Genomic DNA, 13,996 nt, shown 5'->3' with positions numbered 1-13,996 from the left:
CCGCGGAGCCATTTTAACTGCCGCTTTCCAATGCGGGATATGGATGAGCAACCAGTCAGCATCATTACCTGCGATATGGAGGGGCGCATCGAGACCTTCAACGAAGGCGCCGAACAGATTTTCGGCTATCGTGCCGACGAAGTTGTCGGTAAGAAAAGGGTATCATTATTCTCGCCCGGGATGGTAGTGCTGGGGCATGTTGCCGACTGGCTCAAATCGGCTACCGAAAATGGCGAGCACCGTACCCGCACCACCTTCGTCCGCAAGGATGGTTCGCAGCTGGCGGCCGAAATCCGGATTACGCCCACTTTCCACGATGGCTCCCAGATTGGCTACTGCGGCCGGAGCGTCGAGCTGCCCGATGTAGACCCAGCTGAAACGTTGCCCTCTATCGCGCTCGCGACCCGCATTATCCGGGTCGTCGCTATCACGCGCCTACCATTCCTGACCGCGACCTGGCTGCCGGTAGTCCTGGCGACGGCTTGGGCTATTCAGGCAGGGTTGCTCGAGTTTGAGACTTCGAGTTTCGGACTGATTTTCCTGGGTGCATCGCTGATGCATCTGGCGGCCAATACGTTCAACGACTACTTCGACTGGACCAGCGGTACTGACCAGTTGAACAATGACTACTTCCTGCAGCTCTCAGGCGGCAGCCGCGCGATTGAGCTGGGACTCATCAGCGAGCGAGGGCTGCTACAGCTCGCGACCAGCTTCCTGCTGCTCTCAACCGCCTGCGGGGTCGCGCTGATGTTCACCAGCAGCGACTTCGGGCTGCTCTGGTACGGCGTCGCCGGCGCGTGCTGTGCGCTGTTCTACACCGCCGGCCCAGTACGGCTCGCCGCCCGCCGCGGGCTGGGCGAGCTGGCAATCGGGCTTTGCTTCGGCCCGCTGATGACGGCGGGGACGGTTCACGCCCTGACTAGCGTCCACTCGACCGAGGCACTACTGCTAGGCCTGCCGCTGGGATTGCTGACGACCAACATCCTGTGGGTCAACCAGTTCCCCGATATGCCGAGCGATATCGCCGCCGGCAAGCTGCACCTGGTGGCGACGCTTGGCCTGGAGCGGGCGAGCTATGGCTACTTGCTGCTGGCCGTCGCTGCTTTCGGGGCCATCTGGTGGCTGGTTGAAAGTGGAATCATGGTCTACAACAGCCTGGCTGCGCTGCTGGTACTGCCATTGGCGCTCTACACCAGCTGGCGCGTCATCACCCATTTCGACCAGCGCGAGCTGGCGCTGAGCTGCTGGTTGACCATTGGCATCCAGTTCATGACGGGGGTGCTGCTCATCGGTGGAATCCATTACTGAAATGCGCAACTCAGGCAGTCTCAGCCTTTCGCTCACGACCAGCGAACCTCTCTCTAATTACAGCGAACAGGTGCGGCAGGAATTCGAGGAACATCTGGCTTCCGCTCTCGCAGCCGAAGCGCAGGACATCGTGCCGATGCTCGAGCGCGGCACCAGCGGCGGCAAACGGCTGCGCCCTGTCCTGTGCCGGTTGGCTTCCGACGCGCTTGAAGGCGACGCGCACCTAGCATTCGAGTGCGGTGTCGCGCTGGAGTTGATTCACAGCGGAGCGCTGATTCACGACGACTGGATTGACGGCGACGAATTCCGCCGCGACGCTCCTGCTTTATGGCAGGAACTGGGGCCGCGCACCGCCGTGCTGGTGGCGGACCTGATGATTGCGACCGGTTCTCTGCACGGCGCCATTTCGGAAGCGACATCACGTTCGCTGGCGCGCTGCATCCGCAGCCTGTCCAAAGGCGCAATCGCAGATTTTACCGACCACGCCAGCTTTACCGAAGCAGTCTACCTGAAGCGTATCAAGCGCAAGACCGCGTCACTCTATGGTACCGCCGCCGAACTGGGGGCGCTGGTTTCGCCGCGCACCGACCTGGCTCCGCTATTCTACCACTATGGCGAATGCGTCGGCATCATCTACCAGCTGGCGGATGATTTCGTGGACCTGCTCAATTCATTGCTCACCAGCACGCCGGTCGGTGACCTGTCGCTCGGTATCCCGACGCTACCGCTGACGCGGCTCGAGCGGCTGCCCGGCTACCAGCCCTGGGTGCAGGCGTTCCTGCTGGAGAAGGACGCGGGGCCGCTGATTGCCAACGGTCGGCCAGAGGACGCACAGCGAGTCTGCGAGGAGCTGCTCGCGCCGTGGCAGGAGCGTGCACTGGGATACCTGCAGGAACTCCCGGATACACCCTATCGCGAACTGCTGGAAACGGTGCCCGGAGCATTCGCCGACGAACTGCTCAGGGCCGACGGCGGCTAGACACCGCGCAGGTGCCGGCGCTCGGGATGGCGCACGCGAACTTCGCCTACGCGGGTGACGTCAGCGTCATCTTCCGCCAGCTCGCCGAGGTAGATGCGGCGCGAGTTAATCTTACTGAAGCGCAGGCCGAGTTGCTGGCAATCAGCCTTCATCCGCGAGCGAAACGCGTTGCGCTTCTGCGGGTTTGTGCCTTTGGGTGTTTCGCCTTTCCAGAGCCGTTCGAACTGACGTTTCTTCTCAGCACTACTCATAACAGTGATGCCGCCGCATCACGGCAAAGTGTTAGGATAGAGCCATACTGCAGCGGAATCAGCAGTGTGAGCATCAGCAGTACCGCCAGCGCGATATACTGCGTGTGTGCCCTAAACGGCCGCGCGTAGTCTTGCGGGTCTTCGGCATAGACGTTGCGAATGACGCGCAGATAGTAAAACAGCGACAGTGCCGAGTTCAGGACGCCCGCAACGACTAGCCAGAGCAGCCATTGCGGCCCTGCCATCGACGCCTGGAATATCCCGTAGAAGAGCCAGAACTTACTGAAGAATCCGCCGAAAGGCGGGATGCCGACCAGCGCCAGCAGGCAGACCGTCATCGCCAGCGCCAGCAGTTGCGACCGCCGTGCCAGCCCGCGGTAACTCTCGATTGAGTAGCCCAGCCCCGCCATCCCGACCGCTGCCACAATTACGAACGCGCCGCCCTTCATCACGGCGTGCACCAGCGTGTGGAAAATCGCACCGCCCAGCGCTAGTTCGGTCATCGCCGGAAACGCCGCCAGGATGTAACCTGCCTGTGCAACCGAGGAATAGGCTAGCATACGGCCGATGTCCTGTTGGCGCAGCGCCGCCAGGTTACCGACGGTCATCGTCACCACCGCGATTACGGCGAGCAGCAGTTGCCACTCAGCCAGCGCGGGGCCGAGGGCGGTGACGAAAATGCGTAGCAAAGCCACAAAACCCATCGCCTTGCTCCCGGCAGCGAGGAATGCCGTCACCGGCGTCGGCGCGCCTTGGTAAACGTCAGGCGCCCAGGCATGGAACGGTACCGCCGCGACCTTGAAGCCAAGGCCGCCAGTAATGAACAGGATGGCGACAAAGAGCACCCCGGAGAAGCTGGCGCCCCAGTCGTGGGCGGCGATGGCAGCTAGCTCCAGCGTCCCCGTCAGGCCATAGAGCAGCGAGATGCCGTAGAGCGTCAGCGCCGATGAGAACGAACCGATGAGCAGATACTTGGCGCCCGCTTCGCTCGAGCCATCGTCGTGCTTCTGGAATGCGACCAGTGCGTAACTGCTGAACGCCGCCAGCTCGAGGCCGATAAAGAGCGTCAGCAGGTCAGTCGCCGAGGCGACGATGAGCATTCCAAGCGTGGCAGTCAGTAGCAGCGTGAAAAACTCGGGCCGGTGCGGCAAATCTCCGAGGTAGGCGAGGCTGACAATTCCCGAGCCGAGGGCGATTGCCAGAAAGGCGAACTTGAACAGTTGCGAAAAGAGGTCTATCTCAAGGTGGCCGAAATAAGTCTCAGACGCAACTGCACCGGAGCCGAACCATTGCAACCATGTGGCGCCCAGCGCAACCGCCAGCGTCGTGACAGCAAGCCGGCCGCAAAGCTGCGCGTTACGGTGGAGCAGGTACGTTCCCGGCAGGAGCAGCGCTGTAGCGGCGAGCAGGAATTCGGGAAAGAGCAGCTCGACGCCCGCCATCACGCTACCCCCATCAGTCGCAGGATGTCGTAGCACGCTACCGTCACCGGCTCCATCAGCAGCTGCGGCAGCACGCCGAAGAGCACCGCCAGTGCAACAATGGTGAACATCGGCCACTGCTCATACCATGGCGCTTCGTGCACCTTCGTGACATCTACCTGCTCGGTGAGTGGACCGAAAATCGAGCGCTGCAACGCCCAGAGATGGTAACCTGCAGTGAGAACCATTCCAAAAATCGGGAGCAGCAACAGATAGCCGTGGCTCTCGAAAAACGCTATAAATACTGCAAGTTCCGCCACGAAGGTAGCCATTCCTGGCAATCCAAGGCTCCCGAGGAAAATTATGACGACCAGCGTCGCAGTAAAGGGCTGTTTCTGTGCCAGCCCACCCAGTTTCGGAATGTCGCGCGTTCCGACTTGGTGCAGCAGCATTCCGGCAACCATGAACATCGCGGGACTGAGCAGGCCGTGCGCGAACATCATGAAGACCGCGCCCGCCATCCCCAGTTCGGTAAGCGTCGCGACGCCCAGCAGCGCGACGCCCATGTGCGAGATGCTGGAATAGGCAACCAGCTTTTTCAAGTCGGTCTGCGCGAGGGAGAGGACTGCCCCGTAGATTATGGAAACAATCGCCAGCACGACCATCACCGGCACGAAATATTCCGCACCGAGCGGAAGTGGCGCCAGCGCAGCGCGCATCAGTCCGTAAAGGCCGAGCTTCAGCATGATACCAGCCAGCACGATTGAGCCGGCCGTCGGCGCTTCGACATGCGCATCGGGGAGCCAAGTGTGGAACGGGACCATCGGCATCTTGACCGCGAAACCCACGAAAAGAGCTGCAAAGACCCACTTCTGGAAAGCGGGGGCGAAGCTGCCGGAATGCTTCGCGATTTCAATCATCGAAAAGCTTTGCGCGCCGCTCTCGAAGTAGAGCGCCATGAAACCCACCAGCATCACCAGCGAAGCGGTGAAGGTGTAGATGAAGAACTTGTAGGCAGCGTAGCGCCGCTCAGGGCCGCCCCAAATGGCAATTAGGAAGAACATCGGTATCAGTACGACTTCCCAGAAGAGGTAGAAGACAAAGTAGTCCAGCGTCACGAAAACGCCTAGCATCGCGGTCTGCAACAGCAGCAGCAGCCCGAAGAACAGCGCCGGCTGCTTCCGTTCTTCCCACGCAAAGAGCACTGTGAGCGGCCCCAGGATGCCGGTCAGCAGCACCATCGGTGCGCTAAGGCCGTCTACTCCCAGTAACAGCGAAACGCCGAATCGGGAAGACCAGACATACTCTTCCATCAGCCGGTAGCCGCTGCCAGAGCCCGTCTTTGTAAAAATAATGAGCGAGAGCAGAAAGGTTGCCAAGGTCGTGCCGAGTGCGATGAAGCGCGGCGCTCCCGGATTGTTACGGAAGCCCCAGCACCAGAGCGTGCCAATCAGCGGCAGTAACAACAGGTAGCTGAGCCACGGGAACTCTCCGAAGCTCAGGGCCATCTCCGGCACCGGCGCGGCGCCGCTGCCGACGATTATAGTGCCGCGCATGTCCATAGACACGTGCGGCTCACACACGTATTCCAGTGTGCCGTCAGTCGCGGTGTATTCAGCCGGTAGCGTCCAGTCGCCTCCTACTACAGGATCTCCTGAGCGGAAGCCCGACTCGTAAAGCGTGGCTTCGGCATCGGAAACTTGCGCAACATTGTGCGAGCCGTTGTCCCAGACAAATACCACGGTGTCGTTGACTGCGACTTGTAGTACCGCTGGCTCGAAGTAGTATGAACTGCCGTCGGCCGATTGCGTCACCAGGATAGTCTGCGTCTCGGCCGCTGCAGCCGGCAGCAGCACCAGCAAAAGCAGTAGGCTGAGAATGCGCTTCACGGTGACCAACCCACCAGTGGCAGTACCACCCGTAGCAGTATCGCCAGCGCGCCGAGGCCGCCAAGCGAGTAGGAAGCGTAATGGCCCGTGAAGCCGGTGTGCAGCCGCCGCAATCGCTCGCCACTGCGGATTGCCCCGGCGGCGATGCCGTTCACCACACCATCAATCACGGAAAGGTCGAAGCGATTACACGCCGCTGCGCAGACATCCCAGCAGCGAAGGCCGAACCAGTCGAAGAAGCGCGAAATGTAGAGCCGCTCGGTCAGGAAGTGGTGCAGCCATGCCGTTGGCTGGTTATCGAGGATGAAGCGCGCGCGCTCGGGCCGCTCAACCTGCGTGGGCGAGCGGTAGTAGAGCAAGGTAGCCAACGCGATGCCGCCCAGCGCAGCCGCGACCGACAGGTGCGTTCCGCTGGCGGACAACACGTGGTCGAGCAGCGCCCAGTCATCCTGGAGTGCGTGGTGGCCGTAGTGGACATAGCTGGCGAAACCATCGCCGAGGAATATAGCGAAGCCCGAAAGTACGGCGAACGCCCCGAGGATGCAGAGCGGTATCGTCATCACCGCCGGCGCTTCGTGCGCCTTTTCATTCGGGGGGCCGGTAAAAGTCATCATCCATAAACGGGTCATGTAGAAGGCAGTCATCGCCGCCGTCGCGAGCGCCATCATCCAGAGCAGCGCGAAAATCGGCTCCGCTTCGCCGTTATGGCGCACCGCAGCGAGGATTTCGTCCTTGGACCAGAACCCGGAGAAGAACGGCACGCCCGCTATCGACAGGACGGCGAGTCCCATCGCGGTCGAGGTGAGTGGCATCGCCTTGCGCAAACCGCCCATCTCGCGCATGTCCTGCGTGTGCACTGCGTGAATGACCGCACCGGCGCCGAGGAAAAGTAGCGCTTTGAAGAAAGCGTGATTCAGGAGGTGGAACATCCCTGCCGTGTAGCCGTGTGCTTCGGCGTACGCGTCACCCCCGGCGTGCGCGAACGCCCACGCCCCAGCACCCAGCGCGAGGAACATGTAGCCCAGCTGCGAGATGGTCGAATAGGCGAGCACGCGCTTGATGTCATACATCACCAGCGCCATACTGGCGGCGATGAAGGCCGTGAAGCCGCCCGTAATCGCGATGTAGAGCGCCGTGTCGGGCGAGTGGACAATCAGAGGATATGCTCGCGCGACGAGGAATACGCCCGCCTTGACCATCGTCGCGGCGTGAATCAGCGCGCTGACCGTCGACGGGCCTTCCATCGCGTCGGGCAGCCAGAAGTGCAGCGGGAACTGCGCGCTCTTGCCGACCGCGCCACCGAAAAGGCAGAGCGTAGCCCACTTCAGTTCGGTCGCGTGCTCCGCCAGCAGCGCCGGGTCTGCAAAGAGCTCGCTGTAGCGCAGCGTCCCGAAGGTGTTGAACAGGATTACCAGCCCGAAAAGCAGGAAGACGTCGCCGACACGCGTGACGAGGAACGCCTTCTTGGCGGCCGAGGCGGCCGACGGTTTTTCGTACCAGAAACCAATCAGCAAATAGGAGCAGAGGCCAACAAGCTCCCAGAAGATGAATAGCAGCAGGAAGCTGTTGGCAATCACGAGCCCCTGCATCACCCCCACAAAGAGGCAGATTTCGGCGTAGTAGCGAATGCGTCGCTCGCCTTCGTCAGCCATGTAACCCACGGAAAACATGACGACCAGGAACGATACAATCCCGACCACGACCAGCAGCAGCGCCGCCAGCCCGTCGAGATAAATGCCGCCTTCGAAGGCGAACGTCGCTCCTTTGAACCAGGTCCACGTCTCTTCGTAGGGGCCGTGACCGCCCGTGAAGACTTCCCACGCCACCAGCAGCGAAAGCGCGCTCGAGCCGCCGACCCCGATGAGGGCCAGCCAACTGCCGGAGGCAACAAAGCTGTAGCGAAACGTCTCGAAACGTCCGCCAATTATGATTAGTAAAAACGCAGCAATCGGGAAGACTGGAATCAGCCACGCCTGTTCGAGCAATTTACCACCTCAACAGGTCAAGCATATCCAGCTCGATGGTGTTGCGCTGCTTGTACAGACTTAGAAGGATGGCGAGGCCAATCGCCACTTCGGCGGCAGCTATCGCAATCACGAACAGCGCGAAGACCTGTCCCGTAAGGTCGTTCCAGAATTCGGCGAAGGCGACGAAATTGATGTTGGCCGCCGTCAGCATAATCTCAATCGACATCAGCACCACAATCGCGTTGCGGTTGCGCACGACACCGTAGCCGCCAATCAGTAGCAGCGCAGAACTGAAGAGGACGTAGTGTATTAACGGAATCATTTGCGCTCCTCCCGCGCCAGGAAGACGCCCGCCTGCAAAGCGACCACCAGAATCATACCCACCAGCAACAGCGCCAGAGCCCACTCGCTGAAGACTTCGAAGGCGAGGAACTGTGTCGTGCCGACCTCGATGGAGCGCGGCAAGCTCCAGTCTGTCGCGTGGCCGTTCGAGTCCTGTGCCCGCACCTGCCACCAGTATTCCGTCCCTTCATCGAGCCCCTCCACGTCCGCCTTGAGTACGGGCGTGCCGGCCAGTTCACGAACCGGCTCAGCCCCCGGCGCCGGCAGCAGCCGGAAATCGTAGCTGACACCAACAGCATCCCACTCGAGCAGCTGCTTTGCGGATGAATCAAGGCTGAATATTCCGGTCGCCACTATTTCGGCTGGTGCGCCGTCAATTGGCAGGTACCAGGCAACCCATGTGTAATCGTCAGGCATCAGCCGCCGAGTCTGGTAACTCGACTCGCCGGTCAGGTTCTGGCTGGCAACTACGGCACCAGTTGAGTTGATAACTTGCAGTTCATAATTGACCGCCAGACTGGACCAGGTGAAGCGGACCGTTGTATTGTGGTGCTGATAGCCATCGGCTGGCTCCAGCGGTTGGGGGTCGTTGCCAGTGCTATGTGGGGAGTTAAGGTCGCCCCACGGTGCCAGCATCACCGTCGCAACGACGTAGAGCACCAGCGCCCAGAGCAGCCCGTCGCGCAGCCAGGAATCAGCCATTTTCGCCTCCCGGCAGCGTACGCCGCGTGAGCATGATACCGAACAGGATTACAACCGAAACGGCACCGACGTAGACCAGTACCTGGATGACCGCCAGAAACTCGGCGCCAGCGAGAATGAAAATGCCGGCGGTAAGCAGGAAGACTGTCGCCAGCCAGACCACCGAATGGACGATGTCGCTGCCAGTCACGACCGCCCAGGCTGCCGCAAGAATACTTGCTGCGAGAAGCCAGAAGACAATCAGCGCCAGGTCCATTCAGGCTGCCTCCGCCGGCTGGAGTCCACTCGAGGTGGAGTCGGCAATCGGTTCCATGTGCAGGCAGTCGACCGGGCAGACCTTGACGCAGGTCGAGCAGCCGATGCAGATGGTGTAGTCGAAGTAGGGAACCGGGATGTTGTGCTTGGAACCGTCGCGCTTCTCCCGCTCCTTGGGACCGGTATCCATGATGATGCAGTTTGTGGGGCAGTTGTCGACGCACTTGCGGCAGCCGATGCAGGTATCGGCGAAGAGCACGGGCGACTCCATCATGTAGTTAGTGAGTGGGAGTTGCGGCAGCGACTCCATATCTACCTTGAGTGACCGCGCGGGGTAGATGAGCCCCTCGCGCGTCGTATCGGCCATCTCGTAGAAGTCGGTCATAGTCATCGCCCCCGTAGGGCAGTAAGCCTCGCAGAAGCCGCAGAACATGCAGTGACCGAAGTTGATGGCCGGCCGTTCCGGCTTGGACTTGCGCTTGGCGAGGTGCGAGCCGTACCAGGCGCGTGCCTGCTCTTCGTCATCGAGCGTCTCGGGCTTCATCTTGAGGCAGCGATTCGGACAGACTTCGGCGCAAATACCGCAGCCGATGCAGAGGTCCCAGATGACGGCGTTCATCCCGCGGTAAGTGGGCGGCAGCTCGCGTCGCTCGAGCGGGTACATGGTCGTCTGCGGCCGTCCGAAAGTGGCCTTCAACATTTGCTTGAGGGTGACGATGAAGGGGCTGAAAATTAACTGAATCAGGCCAGGTGTCTTCGTTGCTTCGGGCATTAGAAGACCTCCACGTAGAGAATGGCAAGGGCGAGGTTAATCAGCGAGAGTGGCAGCAAGCGCTTCCAGCCCAGCAGCAGAATCTGGTCGGTGCGGATGCGTGGCACGGTCCAGCGCAGGATAATGAAGAACATCAGGATACCGTACACCTTGAGCAGGAACCAGATTTCGCCGGGCAGAAACGGCCCGGCCCAGCCGCCCAGGAACAGGATGGTTGCAATCATGGCTCCCACGAAACCGCGAATGTATTCCGCCGCGAAAACAAGGCCCAGCCGCAGGCCGCCGATTTCGGTGGTCCACCCCTCGACCAGCTCCGCTTCCGCCTCGGGCAGGTCGAACGGCACACGCTCGACTTCGGCCAGCATGCAGACGATGAATACGATAAAGCCGAGGAACTGAGGAACGACGTTCCACAACCCCTCCTGCTGCGCCACGATATCCATCGGATTATACGAGCCGGCGATGAGGAAGACGCCCGCCATCGATAACAGCAGCGGGATTTCGTACGCCATCAGCTGCGCCGCCGAGCGCATCCCGCCGATGAGCGTGTACTTGTTGTTGCAGGCCCAGCCGGTCGTCAGCACTCCGATGGGGGCAATCGAGAAGGCGGCCATCACCACCAGCAGCCCCAGTGGCGCCGATGAGGCAGCAATGCGAGGCGAGAAGGGAACCATCACCAGCAACAGGATGCTCGAGGAGATGAAAATCACCGGCCCGATAGTATAGAGCAGGCGGTCGGCCTTGTCGGGGACGATAATTTCCTTGCAGAAGAACTTGATGCCGTCGGCAACATTCTGCAGGATTCCGATGCCGGCGTAGGTCGTGGTCTTCCAGTTGTATTCAGGAGCGTAGCCGGCCAGGTCACTCGCAATCTCCTTCAGTGAATTGAAGGCTAGCATCGGCCCCCGCCGGTCCATGATGCGTCCCGCAATCTTGCGCTCGAGGTAGACCACGATAATGACGTTGGTGAAACCAATCATCAGCGCCACGTTAACCACGATGCTCCACGCCAGGACGTTCAGGCCGGGGTCGGATTCCATCCAGCGCGCCATGTCACCAGCAGGGTTGCTGAAGGGCGGCATAATGTGTTCCTGGAAGTAGAGCAGCGGCGTTATCAGCGGCACCAGCCACGCCTCGCAGAACCAGTAGCTCCAGTCGTAGAGCGAGGTCATTTGTCAGTCTCCCCGATGCACATGTCAATGCTGCCCATGATGGCTGGCACGTCAGCTACCTTGTAGCCTTTCAGGAAATGTGGCGCCGCCGAAACGGTGGTGAACATGGGGCTGCGAATCTTCCAGCGATAGGGGCGGTCGCTGCCGTCCCCAACGAGGTACATCAGCGCCTCACCCCGCGAATCCTCGGTGCGCCGGAACGCCTCGCCGCTGGCGCGCAGGGGGACGCTGTCGGCCATCACCTTGCCTTCCGGCATCTTCGCCAGTGTCTGGCGCACGAGGTCCATCGACTGGTGCATCTCGTCGACGCGCTGCCGGTAGCGACTGAAGCAGTCACTACCACCGCCAGCGGCCGTGTTGGTGACTGGCTCGAAGTCCAGCTCAGGATAGGCATCATAGGAGTCGGCCTGCCGCAGGTCAAATGGGACCCCGGCACTGCGCAGGTTGGGGCCGGTAATGCCCCAGTTGATGGCGTCGCTGGCGCTGTAGACGCCGACGCCGTCGTTGCGCATGCGGAAGATTTTCGAGTTGTCGTACAGGTTTTCGTATTCCTTCAGCCGCCGCTCGAGCGTCTGCATAACGCGCTCCGCCTTGGCTTCGAAGCCGGGCGGCAGGTCACGCTTGACGCCGCCAATCCTGACGTAGTTGTAGAGCAGCCGCCCACCGCTCGGGATTTCGAGCAGGTTCAGGAACATCTCGCGGTCGCGCATGCCGTAGAGGAAACCGGTAATCAGCCCCAGGTCGGGCAGGTAGGCACCGAGCCACATCAGGTGGCTGGCGATGCGCTGTAGCTCGAGCACGACCGTGCGGATGTATTGCGCGCGGGGCGGTGCCTCGATCCCCATAAGCTCCTCGGCCGTGAGGCAGTAGCAATGGGTCCAGGTCATCGCGCTGGCGTAGCAGAGCCGGTCGGTGAGCGTCGTGTTCATGAAGTACTTGCGGCGCTCGCCAATTTTCTCGACAGAGCGGTGCAGGTAACCCAGTTCGGGCTCGGCATCAGTGATGGTCTCGCCGTTGACCTTGATGCGCAAATTCCACAACCCGTGGGTCATCGGGTGTTGCGGGCCCATGTGAATCCACATCTCCGCCATTACCACTCCTCCTCGTGGATTTCGTAGACGTAGTCCTTGCGCAGTGGATGCCCTGCAAAGCCATCGGGCAGCAGCACCCGCTTCAGGTCGGGATGCCCGATGAAGTAGATGCCCATCAGGTCGTACGCCTCGCGCTCGTGCCAGTCCGCCCCGCCCCAGAGATGGGTGATGGAGCCGATAGTCGGCGTGTCGCGCGGCAAATCAACGTGGACTTCAAGCATCTGCCCGGTCGCGTCAACTTTCGAGAAGTGGTAGACCAGTTCGAAGCTGGTCTGGTTATCGACCGCCGAAATCAGCGAGCAGTGGTCAAAGCCGAAGTCATTTTTCAGCGCGCTGAAAAATGTCTGGCTCGCCTCGCGCGTTATTGAGATGCGGCCGACGCGGGAGCGCAGTACAGAACCGTCACTGGCACCTTCACGCTTTCCCAGAGTCTGAACGAGTTGCCCGGTTTCCATTTCAGCGCCTCAGGAAATATCCCGGCTCCTGCTCGCGAATCTTCTTCTGCAGCGTCAGGAAGCCGTGCATCAGCGCCTCGGGCCGGACGGGGCAGCCGGGAATGTAGACATCCACGGGAATGAAGGTATCAGCGCCCGCGACGACCGAATAGGAGTCCCAGTAGGGGCCGCCGCCAATGGCACACTCGCCCATCGCGATGACCCACTTCGGGTCGGCCATTTGCTCGTAGAGCGTCTTCAGTTTGGGGCGCAATTTCTCGCAGACCGGGCCGTTTACAATCAGGATATCGCACTGCCGCGGCGAGGAGCGGTAGACCACTCCCATGCGCTCGGAATCGTGGTCCGGCCCGCCCGCAGCGCCCATCTCGAGCGCGCAGCACATGATACCGAAATGGAGCGGCCAGGGAGAGTAGCGCAGCCCCCAGTTGAAAATCGGGCGCGTGACACGGTTGACGACGTCGCGGATGCCGGTCTGTTCGGCGATGTTGTAGACCGCGTCGTCGACCCAGTTCAGGAACTGGTCGGAGCGCAGCGTCAGCCAGTCGCCTGACGGGGGGTCCTCCATCATCGTGGCGGGGTCGCTGGTGCGTGAGCCGAGGCCCTTGCGCATGCGGGGGTTGCCACGCGCCTGTTGCCGGCTCATATCCAGATAACCTCCTCCTTCTTCAGCGCGTAGTAGAGCGCAAGCAGAGTCATCCCGACGAAGAGGAACATAACCAGCTTGGCGCTGGTATCGAGGCTGGTGTAGACCAGCACCCACAGCATCAGGAAAACCACGACGAGGTCGAAGACCACGAAGAGGATGGCGAACATGTAGTACTGGAAGTGGAACTGGATGTGCGCCTCGCCGACCGGCGTTTCACCACACTCGTAAGTCGAGCGCTTCAACGGGTTCCCGTAATCGGGCCGGAAGAACCGTCCGATGAAGAAATTCAGCAGCGGGAACGTGAGCGCAATGACCGCGAAAATCCCGATTGGGATATAGTCGTGACCGAGCACGGCGCCCCCGTGCAGCAACAGTATAAAAAACGTTCGGGAGCGGCGGCAGCGAACCGTAATAAATCCCCGGGGTGGGGGGCAGACATGGCACCCGCCAGCGACGCCCGCCGTATTACCACCAACACGCTGCAGGCGATGAAGCAGGATGGCGAGAAAATCGCGATGCTGACCGCCTACGATTATTCGCTGGCGCGGCTGGTCGATGGCGCCGGGGTGGACGTCATCCTCGTCGGCGATTCCGCCTCCAACGTGATGGCGGGCAACGAGACCACCGTCCCCATCACGCTCGACCAGATGATTTACCACGCCAGCGGCGTCGTTAAGGGAGCGCAGCGCGCGCTCGTCGTGGTGGACCTGCCGTTCGGCACTTACCAGGGTGACTCGAAAGCGGCG

Annotated in this window: 16 protein-coding genes; 3 read left to right on the top strand and 13 right to left on the bottom strand. The window is 61.1% G+C overall.

Annotated features, from left to right (window positions below):
- The first annotated feature begins 39 nt into the window (after positions 1-39).
- The gene (locus QGG57_03505) at positions 40-1,308 is read left to right on the top strand and encodes a UbiA family prenyltransferase (GenBank protein ID MDP7007239.1); all 1,269 of its coding nucleotides are present in this window, start codon (positions 40-42) and stop codon (positions 1,306-1,308) included.
- A complete protein-coding gene (locus QGG57_03500) occupies positions 1,292-2,287 on the top strand; it encodes a polyprenyl synthetase family protein (GenBank protein MDP7007238.1) in 996 nt (331 codons plus the stop codon). The genes QGG57_03505 and QGG57_03500 overlap by 17 nt, the downstream gene beginning before the upstream one ends.
- Here the strand turns inward: QGG57_03500 and QGG57_03495 are convergent.
- From QGG57_03495 to ndhC, 13 genes are all read right to left on the bottom strand, one after another.
- Positions 2,284-2,538: a hypothetical protein gene (locus QGG57_03495; GenBank protein ID MDP7007237.1), complete on the bottom strand. Its 255-nt coding sequence runs from the start codon at positions 2,536-2,538 to the stop codon at positions 2,284-2,286. The two genes, QGG57_03500 and QGG57_03495, sit on opposite strands and share 4 nt — an antisense overlap.
- Positions 2,535-3,980 carry an NADH-quinone oxidoreductase subunit N gene (locus QGG57_03490; GenBank protein MDP7007236.1) on the bottom strand — a complete coding sequence of 482 codons (1,446 nt, stop codon included), beginning with the start codon at positions 3,978-3,980 and terminating at the stop codon, positions 2,535-2,537. The genes QGG57_03495 and QGG57_03490 overlap by 4 nt, the downstream gene beginning before the upstream one ends.
- Entirely contained in the window at positions 3,980-5,848 is a 1,869-nt protein-coding gene (locus QGG57_03485; protein MDP7007235.1) for an NADH-quinone oxidoreductase subunit M, read from the bottom strand. The genes QGG57_03490 and QGG57_03485 overlap by 1 nt, the downstream gene beginning before the upstream one ends.
- Positions 5,845-7,833, bottom strand: coding sequence for an NADH-quinone oxidoreductase subunit L (locus QGG57_03480; protein MDP7007234.1), 1,989 nt, complete (start codon positions 7,831-7,833; stop codon positions 5,845-5,847). The genes QGG57_03485 and QGG57_03480 overlap by 4 nt, the downstream gene beginning before the upstream one ends.
- Before the next feature lies 1 nt (position 7,834).
- Positions 7,835-8,137: an NADH-quinone oxidoreductase subunit NuoK gene (gene nuoK, locus QGG57_03475; GenBank protein ID MDP7007233.1), complete on the bottom strand. Its 303-nt coding sequence runs from the start codon at positions 8,135-8,137 to the stop codon at positions 7,835-7,837.
- Positions 8,134-8,859 carry a hypothetical protein gene (locus tag QGG57_03470; GenBank protein MDP7007232.1) on the bottom strand — a complete coding sequence of 242 codons (726 nt, stop codon included), beginning with the start codon at positions 8,857-8,859 and terminating at the stop codon, positions 8,134-8,136. The genes nuoK and QGG57_03470 overlap by 4 nt, the downstream gene beginning before the upstream one ends.
- Positions 8,852-9,115, bottom strand: a complete 264-nt coding sequence (locus QGG57_03465) for an NADH-quinone oxidoreductase subunit J (protein ID MDP7007231.1) — start codon at positions 9,113-9,115, stop codon at positions 8,852-8,854. Before QGG57_03465 ends, QGG57_03470 begins: the two co-directional genes overlap by 8 nt.
- Positions 9,116-9,886, bottom strand: coding sequence for a 4Fe-4S binding protein (locus QGG57_03460; protein MDP7007230.1), 771 nt, complete (start codon positions 9,884-9,886; stop codon positions 9,116-9,118).
- Positions 9,886-11,058 carry an NADH-quinone oxidoreductase subunit H gene (locus QGG57_03455; protein MDP7007229.1) on the bottom strand — a complete coding sequence of 391 codons (1,173 nt, stop codon included), beginning with the start codon at positions 11,056-11,058 and terminating at the stop codon, positions 9,886-9,888. Before QGG57_03455 ends, QGG57_03460 begins: the two co-directional genes overlap by 1 nt.
- Positions 11,055-12,128 carry an NADH-quinone oxidoreductase subunit NuoD gene (locus QGG57_03450; GenBank protein ID MDP7007228.1) on the bottom strand — a complete coding sequence of 358 codons (1,074 nt, stop codon included), beginning with the start codon at positions 12,126-12,128 and terminating at the stop codon, positions 11,055-11,057. The genes QGG57_03455 and QGG57_03450 overlap by 4 nt, the downstream gene beginning before the upstream one ends.
- Before the next feature lie 20 nt (positions 12,129-12,148).
- Positions 12,149-12,604 carry an NADH-quinone oxidoreductase subunit C gene (locus tag QGG57_03445; GenBank protein ID MDP7007227.1) on the bottom strand — a complete coding sequence of 152 codons (456 nt, stop codon included), beginning with the start codon at positions 12,602-12,604 and terminating at the stop codon, positions 12,149-12,151.
- Between the two features lies 1 nt (position 12,605).
- The gene (gene nuoB, locus QGG57_03440; GenBank protein MDP7007226.1) at positions 12,606-13,169 is read right to left on the bottom strand and encodes an NADH-quinone oxidoreductase subunit NuoB; all 564 of its coding nucleotides are present in this window, start codon (positions 13,167-13,169) and stop codon (positions 12,606-12,608) included.
- A gap of 74 nt (positions 13,170-13,243) precedes the next feature.
- Positions 13,244-13,603, bottom strand: a complete 360-nt coding sequence (gene ndhC / locus QGG57_03435; protein MDP7007225.1) for an NADH-quinone oxidoreductase subunit A — start codon at positions 13,601-13,603, stop codon at positions 13,244-13,246.
- Between the two features lie 84 nt (positions 13,604-13,687).
- Here ndhC and QGG57_03430 point away from each other — a divergent pair.
- Positions 13,688-13,996 (top strand): 3-methyl-2-oxobutanoate hydroxymethyltransferase (locus tag QGG57_03430; GenBank protein MDP7007224.1); only part of this gene is annotated, 309 nt, incomplete at its 3' end.

It is taken from the genome of Candidatus Poseidoniia archaeon (assembly GCA_030748895.1).
In the GTDB taxonomy this organism is placed as follows: domain Archaea; phylum Thermoplasmatota; class Poseidoniia; order MGIII; family CG-Epi1; genus UBA8886.
The sequence above is the reverse complement of the archived record's forward strand: the minus strand, read 5'-3'. Positions and strand labels throughout refer to the sequence as shown.